This window comes from Thalassobacterium sedimentorum, from assembly GCF_031127905.1.
Classification (GTDB): domain Bacteria; phylum Verrucomicrobiota; class Verrucomicrobiia; order Opitutales; family Coraliomargaritaceae; genus Thalassobacterium; species Thalassobacterium sedimentorum.
Window position 1 is genome coordinate 38,055 of record NZ_JARXIC010000006.1, and the last position, 17,441, is coordinate 55,495.

Annotated in this window: 11 protein-coding genes; 2 read left to right on the forward strand and 9 right to left on the reverse strand. The window is 47.3% G+C overall.

The window, feature by feature from the left end; all coding sequences use genetic code 11:
- Positions 1 to 262: 262 nt before the first annotated feature.
- From QEH59_RS05025 to QEH59_RS05050, 6 genes are all read right to left on the reverse strand, one after another.
- Positions 263 to 3,376, reverse strand: coding sequence for an FG-GAP-like repeat-containing protein (locus tag QEH59_RS05025; RefSeq protein WP_308984263.1), 3,114 nt, complete (start codon positions 3,374 to 3,376; stop codon positions 263 to 265).
- 3 nt (positions 3,377 to 3,379) lie between these two features.
- Positions 3,380 to 5,011: a sulfatase family protein gene (locus tag QEH59_RS05030; RefSeq protein ID WP_308984264.1), complete on the reverse strand. Its 1,632-nt coding sequence runs from the start codon at positions 5,009 to 5,011 to the stop codon at positions 3,380 to 3,382.
- Positions 4,998 to 5,654 (reverse strand): hypothetical protein, encoded by a 657-nt coding sequence (locus QEH59_RS05035; protein WP_308984265.1) that lies wholly within the window; start codon positions 5,652 to 5,654, stop codon positions 4,998 to 5,000. The genes QEH59_RS05030 and QEH59_RS05035 overlap by 14 nt, the downstream gene beginning before the upstream one ends.
- A gap of 93 nt (positions 5,655 to 5,747) precedes the next feature.
- The gene (locus tag QEH59_RS05040; protein WP_308984266.1) at positions 5,748 to 6,521 is read right to left on the reverse strand and encodes a hypothetical protein; all 774 of its coding nucleotides are present in this window, start codon (positions 6,519 to 6,521) and stop codon (positions 5,748 to 5,750) included.
- 124 nt (positions 6,522 to 6,645) lie between these two features.
- Entirely contained in the window at positions 6,646 to 7,347 is a 702-nt protein-coding gene (locus QEH59_RS05045) for a hypothetical protein (RefSeq protein WP_308984267.1), read from the reverse strand.
- An 11-nt stretch (positions 7,348 to 7,358) separates the two neighbouring features.
- Complete coding sequence (locus tag QEH59_RS05050; protein WP_308984268.1) at positions 7,359 to 10,676, reverse strand: hypothetical protein; 3,318 nt, start codon at positions 10,674 to 10,676, stop codon at positions 7,359 to 7,361.
- A gap of 123 nt (positions 10,677 to 10,799) precedes the next feature.
- Here QEH59_RS05050 and QEH59_RS05055 point away from each other — a divergent pair, with 123 nt between their 5' ends.
- Together QEH59_RS05055 and QEH59_RS05060 are read left to right on the forward strand one after the other, a co-directional pair.
- Positions 10,800 to 11,744: a dihydrodipicolinate synthase family protein gene (locus QEH59_RS05055; RefSeq protein WP_308984269.1), complete on the forward strand. Its 945-nt coding sequence runs from the start codon at positions 10,800 to 10,802 to the stop codon at positions 11,742 to 11,744.
- 14 nt (positions 11,745 to 11,758) lie between these two features.
- On the forward strand, positions 11,759 to 13,168 hold the full coding sequence (locus QEH59_RS05060) for a sulfatase family protein (RefSeq protein ID WP_308984270.1): 1,410 nt from the start codon (positions 11,759 to 11,761) through the stop codon (positions 13,166 to 13,168).
- An 81-nt stretch (positions 13,169 to 13,249) separates the two neighbouring features.
- On the opposite strand, the gene QEH59_RS05065 is transcribed toward QEH59_RS05060, so the two are convergent.
- From QEH59_RS05065 to nagB, 3 genes are read right to left on the reverse strand one after another with little or no spacing between them, the layout of a single operon-like run.
- On the reverse strand, positions 13,250 to 14,098 hold the full coding sequence (locus tag QEH59_RS05065; RefSeq protein WP_308984271.1) for a PIG-L deacetylase family protein: 849 nt from the start codon (positions 14,096 to 14,098) through the stop codon (positions 13,250 to 13,252).
- 26 nt (positions 14,099 to 14,124) lie between these two features.
- Positions 14,125 to 15,516 carry a hypothetical protein gene (locus tag QEH59_RS05070; RefSeq protein WP_308984272.1) on the reverse strand — a complete coding sequence of 464 codons (1,392 nt, stop codon included), beginning with the start codon at positions 15,514 to 15,516 and terminating at the stop codon, positions 14,125 to 14,127.
- Positions 15,517 to 15,528: 12 nt separating this feature from the next.
- Positions 15,529 to 17,439, reverse strand: a complete 1,911-nt coding sequence (gene nagB / locus QEH59_RS05075) for a glucosamine-6-phosphate deaminase (protein ID WP_308984273.1) — start codon at positions 17,437 to 17,439, stop codon at positions 15,529 to 15,531.
- Between the last annotated feature and the right edge of the window lie 2 nt (positions 17,440 to 17,441).

The following is a 17,441-nucleotide window of genomic DNA, read 5'->3' on the forward strand; positions in this document are numbered from 1 at the left end:
TGCAAAAGTTGTGCCCCCATCATAGGAGCCATTCAACTAGGGTAGCTTTCGTCGACGCCGCAATTGTTGTTCTTATCACAGCTGACGATTGGTTAAATAAATATAGTATGTTTAAGTGCTCAAAGATCGCTTCATTGCAGTCTATGATTACAATAACGAGCAAGTTCGATGCCCATACTAGATAATAATAGCTTTTACTTCAGGTTCTTTGTATGCCCGAAGCACTATCAGAGGATTGTACACCTAACTCCAGTTTGTATATTTAGTGCCTGTGCTCTTCCGGGTACAATGAATAAGGTAGGTTTCCATGTTCTATGTATGCACGACTAAAGAAGTATATTTGGCCTTCTTCAGTCCCAAGAAAAAAATCTAGTAACCCATCCGAATCCCAGTCCACCAGTTCGGGTGCAACATTATGTGCAGAGAGTCTTTCTTGAACCAAATTACCTCGGTCCTCGAACTGAGCATTCTCAACATTCCCTGAGACATTTTCGTAAAGTCGCGCATTAATATTATTCAGGACGATATCATAATCGCCATCCCCATCCCAATCTGCCACGTTAATTACAGTACGCCCAGCATAGCCAGGGCGGGTCCATTCTTCAGGAGGTGTTCGAACTATTGCAATCGCTCGATCATGATTACCATGTAAACTCAAAGTATGCCCGAGCGTCAGTCGCAACGTGCCATCTTCATCCTGCTTACGCAGATAAACTCGGAATTGGCTTTCTGAATCCAATGCAACGTAGTCCATCAAGCCATCTCCATTCCAATCCACCATTGCCGGGCGTGAGCGGTGCACCGTGATCAAACTACCAGGCGTGGGGATGTAAGGAAAACCGTGTGGGAGTGGTACATTGGCACCTTCGGAATCAAGCATTAGTTGCTCGCCACGCGCGAAGTAGGGCACCCTTTGAGTTCCAATATTCTTAAATAAAATATGGTCCATCCGGTTACCCTGCGCAACGATATCCAACAGTCCGTCACCAGTCCAATCAGCGACCTCTGGATTATTATATCCCCAATCATTCTCGTGTTTTGATTGTAATGACCCAACTGGCCCCGGGCGCAGATCGATGGGATTCCCGGCCGCTTCTATACGTTTGCGATGCCCCCAAAAAGGACGCTCAGTATCACCATGATTTTCAAATAGATATAAGTGAGGATTTGAATTTCCAGCAATAATATCCAAGTCGCCGTCACTGTCGATATCGGCTAGGGCAGGTATGGCAAGACTCCCTGCGTCGATGACTGGTTGTTGTTGCTGTATCCAAGTCGTTTGCCGGAATTGTGCCGGACCATCAGGTTCAGCGATATTTTCCAGTAGCCCCATCGTCGTGTTTTCGCCTGAAAATAGGATATCGACATCACCATCATGATCCCAGTCAACGACACGTGCATAGTTTAATTGTTGCGGGGTATAAATCTCATGCCCATCAAAGGTTCGCAATTGTTTGCGGTTTGTGTAGATGGGGGCCTTTGCGCTACCTGTATTGAGGTAAGTAAAGAAACGCGTATTGAAGCCAGCCGAAAGAATATCGTCGAGCCCATCGTTATTGAGATCAATGAAACTGTACTGCCATTCACCATCACCATTATCTGGTAAATTTATTTTAAGCGGATTCTCATTATCAAATTTTGGCTCTCGTACGCTTCCGATATTGAGTATCACATGGAGTATTTCTGGTTTTAGTGGATCATTGGTCACCGGATTGAGGCGCATAAAACCAGTCACAATGTCTAGCAACCCGTCTTTATTATAGTCGTAAAGTGTGACTTTAATTTCACGCTTACTGGGCGCCGCAGTTAGATTCAGTTTATGAATTTTAACGATTTCCGGCTTGCCGTGTACCATTTCCAGTTCCCACCATTCATGGGTTGAGTGACCATAATATAGTACATCCAGTTTTCCATCACCGTTTAAATCACCTATACATGGAGTGGTGTTGCCTGAAATCGAACCAGTTAATGAATTGCGACTGATAACACGAGTGGGCGCATCTACTAAATCAGGAAGGCCTGTATTCTTAGCTAAGCCATCGTAGTAAAAGTTGCCATAATTCAAATCGAATCCGCGACGGACGAAGTGCGTACCACTATTTGCCCAGATGTCCCAGTCACCATCACCATCGAAGTCTGCGACGTCAAAACCGCCACTGATACCAGCACTAAATTGGCCGATACTATTTTTGTCGCCAATTCGCAATTTTTCACCGTTTCCAATCATTGGAATCTGCATTGGCGAGTGCTGACTGGACTCATTATCGAAATCGTAATAGAGACCATACCAAGCAGGTTCTAAGCCCGCATGGTTAAAGCGTAAGGTTAGTTTACTACGATCGAGATCATCAAATGTAGCCAAAAAGGGGTGGCTGTATTTTTCTTCAGTTTCGATTTTTGTATCGTAGGGTATCGGTATTCCATTGTCGTTATACCGTATTAGACGGAAGGTCTTAATGAGTTGATTACGCTGAGCAGGCGAGCGAGTTGAGACTTCTTTGATATCGAGCTCTACCAGTGCTGGTGATTTCTTGAATGTACTTTTCTGCTGAGGGACGATTCGTATAATTTGGCGTGCAGCATTTTCAGTGAGCCAAGTCAAATCCGGGATTTTCTCCGGTACGCTCTCAGGCGTGATTTTAGGGAACTGACTCATGTCCTGATCCATTTGACTCGAAATTTTCAATTCATCTATAATTCCATCAAAAGATTGCAGTGATCGGCGAAAAATGAGGACATCTGCATTTGAACCTATGAACAGGTCATGGCCCATTTCTTCAGGGATGTCTGGCATCGAAAAGTCAGTATAATTCTGTGGCGCTTGCCCCGCGGCTTCAATTGTAAGTGTGGACTTGCGTTGCCATCGCACTGTAATTGGATACCATTCAGATTGGTTTAAAGGCGTTGTGAGTGGATAGCGCAAGGTGCGACGATTGGACTTATTTGATCCTAATGTGAGCGCCAGGTAGCTGTTTTTATCATTGACGATTTTGAGCTCAAAACAATCACCAGTGCGCGTGTTGAAAGCGAATAGATACTGTTCCGCCGTGCGGTTCGCGCGGTCGTAGTCGGGGATGGTGTAATGCGGCTGGATCCAGAATGAAAGACTGCCTTGGTCGAATGAAACGTTTTGATCCAAAGCAATGCGTAACCACTGATTCGGTGCCAATTGAACACCGCTTCCGAATTTTCCAGTAGGGAAAGTGACAAGATCGATAAGTGGCAATTGATCGCTAATTTGTATTTTAGCATCACCTGCCGCATACTCGGCTTGCAGGCTTTCAAAACCGCTATAGAATGTAAAACCAGCTTGGAGTTTTGCTTGCGATACGAACGAAAGAATGCTGCATAAAATGAGTAGAAGTCGCTGATGCATTTATTAAGGTAGTTTGACTGGATATGAGACACTGTTGTATGATTGGACCGTTTCTTTCGGTGTTCGAAATTCAATATTTTCACGAATCAATGTGTCATAGCTATGGGCATTGTATTGTGAACGTTGTTGATCTAAAATTTGCTTCAACTTAGTCTGCAGGTTGGAATACTGAACGCTGCCATATAAGTTCTTTATTTCATTCGGATCGTTTTCCAAATCATAAAGTTCAAAGGCATTCAGTTGGTAGAAGTGTATCAATTTGTACCGTTGCGTGCGGACTCCCTCATGCGGTTCGACCCCCTGATTGGGTTGGAAGTAGGTGTAGTAAATGGCTTCGCGCCATCGGGGGGCCAGCGGCTGAGAAAGCAATCGCAGAAAGCTTTTGCCCTGCGTGGTTTTAGGCATGCTAGTGTGTGCAATATCTGCGAAAAAAGGGGCATAATCAATGTTTTGGGTGAGTGCCTCTATACGTGTGCCGGGGGCGATTTTTTCTTTCCAACGCATGATCAGTGGCATGCGGGCACTTTCCTCATAGAACCAGCGCTTACCGCGTTGACCATGCTCCCCTAGAAAATAGCCGTGATCCGAAGAATAGACAATGAGTGTGTTTTCGTCCAGGGATCTGTCTTCCAAGTAGTGGAGAAGACGGCCGATATTACGATCGATGCCGTCCACCGTCATGTAGTAGTTTTTGATGAAGCGTTGGTAAATTGCGCGTGTGCGTTTAAGTGGATCAGTGTAACTGTCGCTGGTTGCGATGGTAGCATAGTATTGATTCCAAATACCTAATTGCTGCCGATTCATGCGGCCGATGGACTTGTTTACCGACTTGAACGCTGATTTCTGGCCCAAAGTAAGTTTGTGCTCTGATATGCCGCCCCAGTTTTGTATGAAGAATTGCGTTGCATTGCCCAGCGCAGGTGAGCGTGACGTGTAATCATCCAGCAGGGTGGCGGGCTCAGGGAATTCGATGTGCGTGTAGTCGCCTCTTTCGAGTTCAGAGGGCCCCGGCATGTAATCTTGATGCGGTGCTTTATATTGTATACTGAGTAAGAATGGTTGTTCTGGATTTCGTTGTTTATCCAACCATTCAATGGCCAAATTAGTCGTTATATCAGTTGAATAGCCTTCGTGTCGGACATGACCATGAGCTGTTTTGTAAGTGGGGTTGTAGTAGTCTCCTTGGTCGGGAAAAATCATCCAGTCCGTGTAACCAGTAGGATTGAATTTAAGATGCCACTTCCCAAAGAGCGCGGTCTGATAGCCGGCTGCCTGAAGCACCTCGGGGTAGGTAATATTCTTGCGCGGATCTAAGCCGTTCCAATTGGTATACACCTGATTGATTTGGCTATGCGTCCCTGTTAATACTGCAGCACGACTAGGGCAACAGATTGCATTGTTAGAGAAATTGTTTAGGAAAATTGCGCCGTCTTGAGCGAGTTGATCCAAGTTAGGCGTGGGGCGTATGCTTGCACCATATGCACCGATCGAATGTGCGGCGTGATCATCACTAAAAATAAATATGATATTGGGGCGCGCGCTGGAACTCAGGCAATGAGAGAGGAATAAGGTCAACGCGAAAACCATTGCCTGATGCAGTTTCATCGGTGCTGCGGTGTGTTCAGTAAGTTTCAATGGTCAGCGTCGTCGGAGTCGGAGCGCCAGATGCACCAATGAGGTACAATGCCGTTGTATCTGCAAAATGTTCGGCTTCATTTTCCAGAAAGAAAATGAACGCTGCAATGTGTCGTTCGGGCCCTTGGTTATATTGTGTCTTTACGAGATGCGTGACGTCGATGATCACTTCGCCAGTTGCTTGATGTGGGGTGACACCTGTGTTAAAGGCATTAACAACGCTTTTTTCAAAGTCTAATGTACTCGGATTTACTAGACGGCTGAAGGAGTAATTTTGACCAAGCATCAAATCGGATGGAGGACGTTGGGTGGTGAAATCAATATGCAAGCGAAGTTGAACAGATTTGATTTGCGAACCTGAGGTGATGGCTACGTTGTCTATGCTTGCCGGGAGAGCCCACTTGATCATAGCACGCCTAATTTCACCCGCAGCAGTGTTCTGCGTGCCAACAGCCAGCAAAGGCGTCCCTCCGCCATGATGCATGACTGCATCATATTTCCCATCATTGCCCGTATCTTGCCCCGTTCCGTGGCGATGTTTGCCAGCATGTCCTGAACCGAGACCGTCGAGCGTTAAGGTCGTGATGGCCGCATGTGCGTGTAGCGATAGGAGAATGAATGTAAGCAGTAAGATCTTTTTCATTATGTGCCTTGTCGGCATTACTTTAGTCTCCCACAAACAAACAGCTTTAGATTAGAACTGTTTGATTATGAGAGAGCAATAAGCATGTGCCTGTTAAGCGTGTCGTCTGCGAATAAAGGTGTAGGCAACCACGCCCAATGCCGTGAGCCCAACAGCCATTTGAGAGGGTTCAGGCACAGTGGTAATGGTGAGTTTCGTGCTATTTACGGCGCCCGAAGCTCCAATTTTGTACTGTGCTGTGTTTTTCGAGAATTCAGCATACTCATCCTCGAGATAGAATATGAGGGTCGTATGTGTATTGCCGCCGTCATTATTAAAGTCGTTGCGAACGAAATCTGTAATATCGATGTTAAATACAGTCTCAGCTGTATTGTTAACGTCAGCTGCTGTGATTCCGGTAAAAAAGCCATTAATGAACCCTTCATTGAAGTCAGCTGCACTTGGATTGGTGCCACTAGAAACACTGAGATCTTGTCCCACCCAAAGATTACTATAGGGCTCCGCGGTGAACTGAGACACCCCGACTGTTAAAATTACGGACTGGATGTCGTTGGCAGATGTGAGTCCAGCCGTATCTAACACACTCAAGTCCCACTTCATCATGGCACGCCGCACTTGTCCAGCTGGGGCATTATTCGCATAACCAACAGTAAGGAATTCTGTGCCGGCGGAGAAACCGAGTGTGCTGTCGAAGGCATCGTCAAAAGTTCCAGCAGTGGTAACGTCATCAGTAAAGGGGGCAACACCAGTTGCATGGCGATGGTCGGTGCCGGAGCCTCCCAAGGTTAGGATGTATTCTGCAGCGCTTGCGTTAAGGGCGAAGCCTGCGAGGAGGCATGTTACTAGTTGTGTATGTTTTGTTTTCATGGGGTAGGTTGTTATTATTATTAAGGTATTAGTTAATTAGGCTTAATTGCATCTTTGTATTGATCAAGCAATTATTGAGTAATTACGTAATTGAATACAACTTCGCCCATTTATATTCGGGTCATTACTCCTGATTGTTTTCTGCAATTGGCTCCGGAGGAGCGATGGTTTCTCTAAAGGTAAACCAAGTCAGGGCTCCCTTCGCCGCTTGCCGCTCCTCGCTGGATCTTTGTGGTACAATGAAAACAAACACATTCTGTTGTTTACGTGCGGCGGCACTCCCCAGTCGTATATTTGAGCGAATGGCAATCTTCCACTCTTGACCGTCGTTCGCCCCAAGTAGAACCCGTATCCTTTTAACATCTGGAAAGCGCAAATGATTCGAATTCCATGCTTCAAGTAATGCGCGTTCCTCGTTGACCGAAGCGACCAATGGCTGATTCGTCGCATTAATTAGATAGAGCCAACCAGCTTCGTTGAATAACGGCACCTCTCGAATGGGAATGACTTTTGTTCGATTATTTTCGTCAATTAAGAAAATTAAAAGTAGTTTCTTATGGTCGACTGGAAGTTGTATTGTAGTGATCGGTGTTTCGGACTCACGGTCACGATACAGCGCGAGGTTTGCAGAACCGACATAATTCTGATAGTCGGAAAAGCTGTGTTCACTGACCTGAATTGCTTTACGTTCACCGTTTGAACTAATCCAAAAAGTGGCATCCGAACTGAGATTGCGACCAAAAGTACGGATGGAGAAGTTCTCAGCCATGAGTCCCGACTGAGTGGCTATGAAAAGCAGAAAAAATAAAATGGAGCGGTAGGTCATGGAATGTGTCTTTATATTTCGTCTTCAGTGAGCCAACGTAGGCTTACGATTTTGTAGCGTCTACCAAATCGCTGGTTGATGTCAGACAAGGCAGGATTAAGAGTGTCTGGGGAGCTGACTAGATAAGGTAATTCATGGCTTTGATTTGTACTGTCGACATACTCATGAGTCCGCTGAATCACAGCCTCACACCATGCCTCTGCGATAATAGTATTTTTAACTGGATCGATCTGGTTTCCATATGTCCTGACGGTAAAAGTGTCACCTCGATTTGTTATAAACGCATCAATTGCCTGCAGCACATCTCCTTGCTTTAGCCAGGCAGTTGCATTCTCGTTGCGATTGCCTTTGGCAGCTTCAAGGATCATTTTGTTGGGTGGAATGCGATCCGGATCTACGTCGTCAGCTTCGTTGTCATTATTGATGTCGTCGAAATCCAAATTAATGGATGCGGTTTGTTCGATCGCACTTTGTATGGCTCCGTTCAAGCCCACTCGATGATCGCTGTCGATGCGTCGATTGACAAAGTCGGAAAGGCTTAAGAAAGGACCACGTTCAATAACTTCGTCGACTATCGCATTTGCCAGATCATCAAGTTGACTCTCACTGAGCTCACGAAAACCGTTCCATTTGTTATCCATTGAACTTAGGTTGGAGGTGGCGCTTGGATGACTTAGACGCGAGAATGGGTTTTGTAATTCATTGGCACTTGAGCTGCCTGTGCTTGGATCCATTGGCAACTGATTGCGACCACTAAGGATTGCCTTCCATGCTTCGACAGAAGTTGAATTCACATTGAAGGCACCGTCAATATATAGATTGGAAGATGCTTTTTCAAAGTCCCTGAGGTCGGCACTGCTAGGGTTGACCGGCAGCATGCGATGATTCACACTTTCCAAGTTTCCAGAACTGGTCACACTAGAGAAGAAAAAGCGATCATAGAGCGCGCTATTGAGTAACCATGCTCGATCAACATTATTGCGATAATTGGGATCAGGAAGGTCTCCCTCCAGGCGTGCGACTTGCGCGGTATCTGGAAGACGAACTTCAACATCTGAATTACCCACTAAAAAAGGCGCTCCATAACTATGATCGTGCAAGTTGGCGTGTTGAAATTGTGCGATGGATAGCAACTGTTGCTCAGAGTCCGGTAAATCTCTTAAAATAACACGGTCCAGTTCACCATCAGCTGGCATGAAAGCAGTACCTGTCGGGAATTTTTGCGCAAGGTTATCTGAACGGCGACGACTATAAAAATCATAACCTTCGAGGTCACGAGTATAGTCGTAAGAGGCATTTGAATCTGTAGTCAGATCAAGTGAGTCCTTGCTGGCCAATGTAGCCGTAGGATCGTAATTGGCTAGCCAGCGAATGCTGCGCGTCTTACTTTGATTGTTGGAGTATTGAAAGTGTAGTTGGTAGGTTTGATCGTCGTTACTTGGACTGGCATCTGTGGCAGGTTGATGATATGGATTATTGGAATCATTCACTTTGAAAGTGATTTGCCCATTAATTGTTTTTACACTGGATATCTGATGGTAGTAGGCATCGATCTGCCCAATCGCACTCCCAGCCGTGCGTATGCCAGCGCTATGTAGGAAGGGGATGTTAGCAGTCGACGAATGATTGCTGGGGTTTGTGTTTGCGATACGCCATTCGCCATCGATTTCAGCCTCCGTCAATCCAGTTCCATTTCCGTGTTTAATAAATACACGATTGCGAGTGGGCGCAATATCCTCGATTAAAGTGGGCAGTCCGTTGGCTGGATTATATTCCGTTTCATCACTACTATCATCGATGGAAAGAAGCATGATTTCGCCGGGTTCCAGTGAAACGTTTGGCGCAGCAAAGACTAAGCCTATCCCCGATTCGTAGCGATTCGCCTCTGGTTGAATACGACTAATCGTGTTGAATTCATCCAGCGGCAAGTGCAAGCCGCTGCCACCGTTCTGAGTGAGGCTTAAGTTAGTATTGCGAATCGGAGACGTGTCGCCAGCTGCAATACTGGAACCGTTTTCGACAATGAAAAATTCAATTTCATAATCCGAGGGGGCCAGCGTGACGTCGTATGGATTCCATAGCATCGCTGTAAACTCCAAGTCTAAACGTATGTCATACTCATCGGTAGGAACTCCCAAGTCCAGTCTTTCTTCCTTGAATGGAGTCAATTCCAGTGAACTGGCGAGTAATACTGGACCAGCCTTATGCTGATCTTCCGCTGGCACGCGAGGGCTGATATTGCCTGAGTTGTCAATCGCATCACTTAAATCTGCGAATGAATCAAGCAATTGCCAGGTTGGGGACTTAACCCAATTTGAGTTTGAGATACTTTGTCCGGGTTGTAGTGGATAATTAGCGACACGATTACCTTCGTAGCTCACTAGCTTGCCCGCACTGAGCATATCAGCAACCATCGTGTTGGAACCAAAGAACAGGGCAGTTAAGTCGCGCTTGAGCCCGCCATTCAAAGTATCTGCAGCCAAACCATATCCATAGGTTGTTGCATCATGATAATGGCTCGCGAGTGCATCGGATACCCCTGTTAATAGCTGATACTGATCTGGACTAAACACAGTCGTAAGCTGCGTATCATTGGGAGTGTAGGAAAATGGATCGTTAGTGAAATTTTCGATACCATTTCGTTGTGAAACGATAAAAGAAGGGCTTAAGCTTGACTCGTCTGCAACCACATCTGCGTCAATGAGCGTTATTTTGGCTTGGAGACTTTGGTCCGAAGCCCACCATCCGAATTTGCCTCCGATTTGATCAGAGTTGCCGACAATCTCCTGCAATGGTACTATAACTTGCTGTTCCGATGTTTCGACAGCATCTTTCAATAGCCACTGCGTGGTTGAAGTCGCATTTGCACTTGGTGTCGGCAGCGTATCGGATGGGAGTAGTGGGCTGGACGCATCATTGGATACCAGCCAGACTGGAGTTTCAACTGGATGCGCTTGATAGCTTGGGTCCAGCGGGTTGGTCGAGACCCCGGAACGACGTCGCCATGCACCGGTCCAGTGCGCCTGCGTTGGAGGCGAAGCACCGTCACTCAATTCCGCAGGACCCGTAGCAACTTGGTCAATTCCTGTATGCTGCTGTAAGTTACCCAAGGCCAGTTGCAGGGCAAGTTGCGCATTTTGTTTCGCCTGCACTTGCGCCAGCATCATTTGCGAGCCCTGCGTCTCGACTCGCGTGAGCGTTGTGATGCTCAACAGCAGAATCAATACAAAGGCCATTAAACTGAGTGCTAGCGTCAACGCAAATCCGGCATTCGTTTTTTGCGTAAAGTTACGTTGTTCAGGGGGGAAGCGTTTCGTGGTGTGCTGCATCAGGCGGTAGGTTAAAATTTCAAATGTAATTGATCAATTATTTTATTGATTATAAAGATTTTTGCAAGTAATTACATGCAAATTGCGCAAACTTTTTAAATAAATAAAATTACATAAAGAACAATGAATAATTTGATTACTAATGGAGTCTGGCCTGTTGTGATGACTCCTTTTGCGGGAGCCGATCGAGTGGATTGGGACGCCTATGACCAACTCATCGACTGGTACATTGAGCAGGGCTGTCACGGATTGTTTGCATCATGTCTCTCTAGTGAATCGCTTAGCATGTCGGCTAAAAATCGCATCACATTGGTTGAGCGAGCTGTAGCACGCAGCGCTGGGCGAGTTCCTGTAGTGGGCGGCCTGATGGGGTGTCGCAGTAATGAGGAGCGGATCATGATGGCTAAGGCTATGGCTGATGGCGGTTCAGTTGCAGCGGTGATACCACTCGGAGAAGTTGTCCAAGCGGATGCCTCAGATGCTGTATGGATTGAAACGATGCAATCGTTTCTAGAACAGGTGCCCGATCTCTCACTCGGACTCTACGAATGCCCGGTTCCCAATCATCGCATGCTGACGACGCAATTAACTGAATTTGTTGTGTCCGCAGAACGTTTTTGTTTTTTAAAAGAAACTTCCTGTGATCCTGCAGAGCAAAGTCGTAAGCGTGATGCGGGGCTAGCCGTAGGGTTTAAAGTGTTTAATGCTCATGCGGGCACTACATTAGACTCCTACCAGCGGGGACTGCACGGATATTGCGGCTTACAATCCAACCTGTGGCCTGATTTACACGTCAAGATGTTCGAATGTCGTGAATCGCACCCTGAGGTTGCAGTGCGCATTCAAGGATTTTGTGAAGAGTATAATTGGGCTCTAGCTAGATCATATCCAGCAAGCGCCAAGGCCTTTGTGGGCCGCCGCTTGGGAATCAAGTTTCCCCTTTTATCCTTCTTGAATAATGCTGAAGTAACAGCAAAAGACTATGATTGGTTGGATCAGTTATACGACGATTATACGGCTTTTGCGGATACAGTTAATAGCGCCTTGAAAGCATCAACAGTAGCCTAAGAATCACCAAAGTCATGACAACAGCTCCCAATATAATATACATTTTGGCGGACGACATGGGGATCGGAGATCTCAGTTGTTATGGAGCCGAGAAGATTGTGACGCCCAATATGGATCGATTAGCCTCGGAAGGGCTACGGTTTACCGATGCACATTCTTCTTCGGCGGTATGCACGCCGAGTCGCTATTCCATCCTAACAGGACGTAATTGTTGGCGCACTCGTTTGCAACAGTGGGTCATCGGTGGTTTCGGACGTCCGCTCATTGAACCCGAGCAAAGCACTCTACCACGTATGCTACAAGAACAAGGTTACCGGACCTATGGAGTGGGGAAGTGGCATCTCGGATTCGAATGGCAGAATCAGGCTGGGGAACTATTGCCCTTCGAAGAGGCCGATGACATGAATGCGCAGGGTTTTAATGTAGATTATACTCAGAGGCTGGCAGGTGGACCTTTGGATGTTGGCTTCGATCACTACTTCGGCATCTCAGGTTCGATGGACATGCCTCCCTATTGTTACATCGAGGGCGATCACGTAATAACTCCGCCAGTATCAGAGAAAGCTCATTATTACAATCAACAGCGACGCGGCATGCATTCGCCCGACTATATAGAGGAGCAGGTGGACATGCGCTTCGCAGAGGAGGCGGTTGGTTGCATTCAGAAGCATCATACACACGCCGGCGAGCAACCATTTTTCCTATATCTGGCAGCCTCCGCACCGCATCGCCCATGTGAAGTCGCTCCCGAATTTGTCAAAGGGCAAAGCGCTGCCGGTGATCGCGGCGATATGGTGCTACTCTTTGATTGGATGGTTGGACAAATCCTGGATACGCTCGACACTCTTGGTATATCAGAAAATACGATGGTGATAGTCACTTCAGATAATGGAGCACGCATCACCTGCGCAAATGGCCAAGATTATGGTCATGCCGCGAATGGAGTCTATCGTGGCCAGAAAGCTGACATCTGGGAAGGAGGGCACCGTGAACCCTTTTTGGTTCGCTGGCCTCAACAAATCGAAGCGCAGGGCGTCTGTAATCAACTAATTGGCTTATCAGATATGTATGCAACTGTTGCAGATATTCTGGGCGTGGCTGTCGATAGAGATCAGGTCGAAGACTCTATCAGTTTTCTGAGCTTGTTAAAAGATCCGCAAGCGAGCGCTACCCGCGAGACTTTGATCCATCATTCCGGTGAAGGCCACTTCTCAATCCGCAGGGGGGATTATAAATTTATACTTGGTAATGGTTCTGGCGGTTTTACTGAACCCGTTGGAAAGAGAGAACCGCTCAGTAGACATCACTGTGGGCAATTATATAACTTAAGCATAGATCCCGGCGAGACCACTAATTTATTTGATACCTCACCTAATCTAGTCCGCGACCTGCGGAGATTATTAATACAGGAAATCGCCCAATAATTGTCTAAAATAGGTTTGAATCAGGTAAGTACAGTTTTAACAAATCGCTTATTATCTTTTAAGACAGCATGTACTGCTGTCTTAAAAGAAGGTGCTAACTTGTCCTCGGACGTCTTGTTTAAACGCTTCAATAAAGCTCACGATGTAATTCTCAGGCGATAGTTCATCGTCTATGATTAATGGCGTGAGATCAACACCGAAGGCCACACTTTGAGCATCGTCAACAGAGTGACTATCAAAGAATGTCGCGTTAGCTCGACGACGTCCATCGACGGCAAGGTCATAGCGTTTGCCACCGCTGATTTGCGAAACAAAGAGACCATTTAACTTGCTCGCCAACTGAGTGCGGGCACTCAGGTCCATAATGATTTTTTTATCATCGGGCAGCCAATCCAGATTGCGCCATACTTCACAACCAATCAATTGTTTCGGTCGTTGCTCGAATGGTAAACGACGTAGAGCTTTTATCAGAGAGGCCGCTACGGCGATATGCGTGCTGTGTTTGTCTGCCAAATTATGAGTGTAGATAACATCAGGCTGTGCCTCGCTCAGGATTTGAACAAGATCATTCTCCAAATCATCGTTCTCGGGGTCTTTGATACTGGCGCTCGAAAGATGAAGCTGCGCCATAAAGCTGTATTGACCTACGCGAGACGCTTCACGTTGCTCTTCGGCGCGGATCGCTTGCATTTCCACATCGGTCACGTGCGCAAATTCGCCTGTGCGCGCGCTACCTGCGCCATTGGTACAAGTGACGCCACCAAACCAGCGATCCGCATTATCATAGCATTCGATGATGCCATGCATGGCCATAAACTCTAAGTCATCCTGGTGGGCACCCACACCTAAATGTGTGGTGCGTTTGAGGGCTGCCTGATTCGAGTCAGGGACGTAGAGATCAGAGCCGTTCTGGGAAAAGTGTGGGTTCATATCTATTATTTTTGAAGTTAAAGTATTTAATTAATCTTAGGCAAAGTCGCAGCTGCAATTGCTTGACCGTGACGTTTTGTCTTTTCATCGGGAGTTTGAAACTGAATGCTTTGGGAAAGCTCTGGGAATTCTAGATCGAGCACGCGACGCGCCTCTTGCATAATAATATCCCCACCGGGGCCCGAGCTGACACGTCCGAGAAATAGCAAATGACGAAATTCATAAAACTCCGCAAACTGTGCAATAGTATAGCCAAAGTAAGTGCCAATGCTTTGATAAATAGCGAGTGCTCGTTCGTCTCCCTCAATCATTTTCGTTTGCACCACTTCGAGTTGCTCCGGCAAGCCCAAGTCTCCGCTAACAGTGATGCCGGAACGTGGGAGTAAACGTGCAACAGCTTGCTGTGAGAAGTATTGTACGCCGCAGCCATCGTCGCCGCTCCATTCATCTTTAGCGACACCTTCCCGATAGTCAACTGGTACAAAGGCCAACTCATTAATCCAACCAGTGACGGATCCCTGCGGGTTGATGTAGCCAGCGGCAAGACTGGTGCCCATGGAAATGCCTAGCACCGCACTGTCATTGATTGCCATTGCACCTGCCATTGCGGTAACGTCGCCATCGTTAGCTAGTTCAAAAGGGATATCATTCCATTCAGCTTTAAGCTCATAGAAGAGGGGACGAATCGACTCATGAAAATCTTTGCTGCTGATACCACGATACAGCGAACCAACGCGGGGCACGTTATTGATATAAATGCCTGCTGCACTGCCTCCGATGGCATCGACAGATGGTAGATGGGCAGCGGCGCGTGTGAGGCTGTCTTGTATGCCTGCTCGATGATAGGCGGGATCGCTTTCGAAATAGGGGCTCCATTTAATTTCCTCAGAAAAAACAACTTTGCCATCGATCATCGCAGCGCACTTACGATCGCTACCTCCTAAGTCAAAACCGATACGGTTGCCTTGCAATGATCCCACACCGCCGGTTGCAGGCGGGAGTACTTGTTGCAGATCGGAATCGTCTCCATTTTCAATGGCAAACTCCTGATCAAAGCAAGTCTTCCCCATGAAATCGTAATCAAATGCGCGGGCCCCCTGGGCAGAATAGATGGTCCGAAGTTGCTCGACGACATCCGGGGCATTGCTAATACGCACCTGTGATCCCCCCCAGGCCCACAGTAAAAATTTAACGATACGCTCACAATATTTGAGCGTGTCGTTCTGGTTGTCGGCTGAGGCGGGGAGCAGGGTGGTATCGTAAACCCAAGTTGTACCTTCGGGGCGATCAATCGCAATCCGGATTTTTCGACAATCAGGCGCAGCGAGTGCGGCCTTTAAGTAGGCATGATTCCATAATACAGCTGGAAGAAATTCAGGATCGAGCGGTGGCTTACAACGTGGAGTGATTTTGATCATCGGATGTGCTTATTATTTAGTGTAACGCTTAAAGCATTCGATTGCTTCATATTCCGCCAGTCCTAGCGCGTCATAGACTTCGGCAGTGCCGCAATTAATTTCACGCGCCAAGTCCCAGGTGTTACTACTTTTTTGATTCGCTCTGCCTGGGCTCTGACTGCGTTGTGTTTGGTGCTGGTAGATGCCTTGAATCTTATTTTCGAATTCATCGGGAGAGAGTGGTACCGCCATGTCAATTTCATGTGCCTCCCATTCATCCGCGGGTCCCTTGTAGAGCCAGATATTGCAGTCCTTTAGCCATTCTGAATCGGCACATTGTTGAAGCGCTGCGCTTAAGATTTCAAAACTGAGTGCAGGCACGGATAAGGGGTCATGTCCATGTCCAGTCGCAAAGATCTGATGCGGTTTAACAGTTTCCAATAATTCGCACATTTTAGTCACGTCTGCCTGGGTGGCGACAAAACGGCGGTAACGTCCCTCCTCATAAAAAGGAAGATCCATGAAATGTAGATTTTCAGTATCGATGCCAAGGGTGCGTGCGGAAGAACGTGCTTCACTACGACGAATGAGGCCCTTGAGTTGACGAATTTCACTGGTATCAGCGCCAAAGCTGCCCTTTTCGTTGAGTTGCGTTTCAACAGTAATGGCGTAGCTCAAATCCGCTTCACCGATACGATCTGTGCCTAGTTCAATCATTAATTCGATTGCACGACGTACCTCAGTGTCTGGAACCGCTAAATTGCCAGAAGTTTGGTAGGCGATTGTGACCTCATTGCCATGTTGCTTCAGCCGATTGATTGTGCCTCCCAAGCAGTAGACATCGTCGAGTGGTTCAGGACTTAAAATCAATGAACGCTTCGGGAAGGGTGTGGCCCGTTCGGGACGATGGCTGTCATCGGCATTGGGCTTACCGCCTGGCCAACCAGTAATGGTATGCTGGGTTATGTTGAAGAGTCGAATGTTGAGATCGTAGGCGGGCCCTTGCTCCACCAGTAGGTCGGACATCCCGTTCTCAGTGTAATCTTCATCGATCAATTTAAGTAGCGATTTACCAGTTTTCTGTGCCAGCCATATCACAGCCTTACGCGTGGTCTCAGCCGTCCATTCAATACGTCCGACTAACCAAGGGTGGCACTGCCGGGTGAGTTGGCTGGCAGCTGCCTGGTCAATGCAGAAGGTGCAATTCGCATGCTGCTGTAGAAAAGTCGCGGGAATGGTTTCGGTTTGCGTGCCCTCCACGGTCTTTGCCATGATCGAGGCCTTCCCCTCACCCCAGGCCAGCAAGAAAAGGCGATGCGCCGCCAGAATGGTGCCGACTCCCATCGTAATCGCATGGCGCGGAACGTTTTCTTCCCCGAGGAAGTCGCGCGCGGCATCGCGACGAGTCAAGTTGTCGAGTGTGACCAAACGTGTCAGCGTTTCTGGACCTGAACCTGGTTCATTAAAGCCAATATGCCCGGTGCGACCGATTCCTAGAATCTGGATGTCGATGCCACCTGCGGCGGCAATGGCATCCTCGTAATCTTTACAGGATTGAAAAACCGCATCACGATCAACCAAACCATCCGGCACATGAGTATTTTCTGGCTTAAGATCGACATGGTCGAAGAGCTGATCCTGCATGAATTTCCGATAACTTTCGGGATGGTCACTCGCGAGACCATAATATTCATCCAGATTGAAAGTAATTACTTTGGCAAAGGACAGCCCTTCTTCCCGGTGACGCCGAATCAGTTCACGGTACAGTCGTACTGGCGTGGATCCGGTGGCCAGTCCGAGCACAGTAGATTTGTTAGCCGCATTGCGTTCATTAATTAAATCAGTGATCGCATTGGCAACTGTAAGGCAAGCAGCATCAGCGCTTTCGTAGATTTGGGTAGGGATACGTTCAAGTTGGGTTAGTTCTGATACCAAGTGTGTCATGT

Bases quoted from the DNA above. Each gene is read 5' to 3' on its own strand.
- QEH59_RS05025 (WP_308984263.1), bottom strand. From the start codon at position 3,376: ATGCATCAGCGACTTCTACTCATTTTATGCAGCATTCTTTCGTTCGTA.
- QEH59_RS05035 (WP_308984265.1), bottom strand. From the start codon at position 5,654: ATGAAAAAGATCTTACTGCTTACATTCATTCTCCTATCGCTACACGCA.
- QEH59_RS05040 (WP_308984266.1), bottom strand. From the start codon at position 6,521: ATGAAAACAAAACATACACAACTAGTAACATGCCTCCTCGCAGGCTTC.
- QEH59_RS05045 (WP_308984267.1), bottom strand. From the start codon at position 7,347: ATGACCTACCGCTCCATTTTATTTTTTCTGCTTTTCATAGCCACTCAG.
- QEH59_RS05050 (WP_308984268.1), bottom strand. From the start codon at position 10,676: ATGCAGCACACCACGAAACGCTTCCCCCCTGAACAACGTAACTTTACG.
- QEH59_RS05055 (WP_308984269.1), top strand. From the start codon at position 10,800: ATGAATAATTTGATTACTAATGGAGTCTGGCCTGTTGTGATGACTCCT.
- QEH59_RS05060 (WP_308984270.1), top strand. From the start codon at position 11,759: ATGACAACAGCTCCCAATATAATATACATTTTGGCGGACGACATGGGG.
- QEH59_RS05065 (WP_308984271.1), bottom strand. From the start codon at position 14,098: ATGAACCCACACTTTTCCCAGAACGGCTCTGATCTCTACGTCCCTGAC.
- QEH59_RS05070 (WP_308984272.1), bottom strand. From the start codon at position 15,516: ATGATCAAAATCACTCCACGTTGTAAGCCACCGCTCGATCCTGAATTT.
- nagB (WP_308984273.1), bottom strand. From the start codon at position 17,439: ATGACACACTTGGTATCAGAACTAACCCAACTTGAACGTATCCCTACC.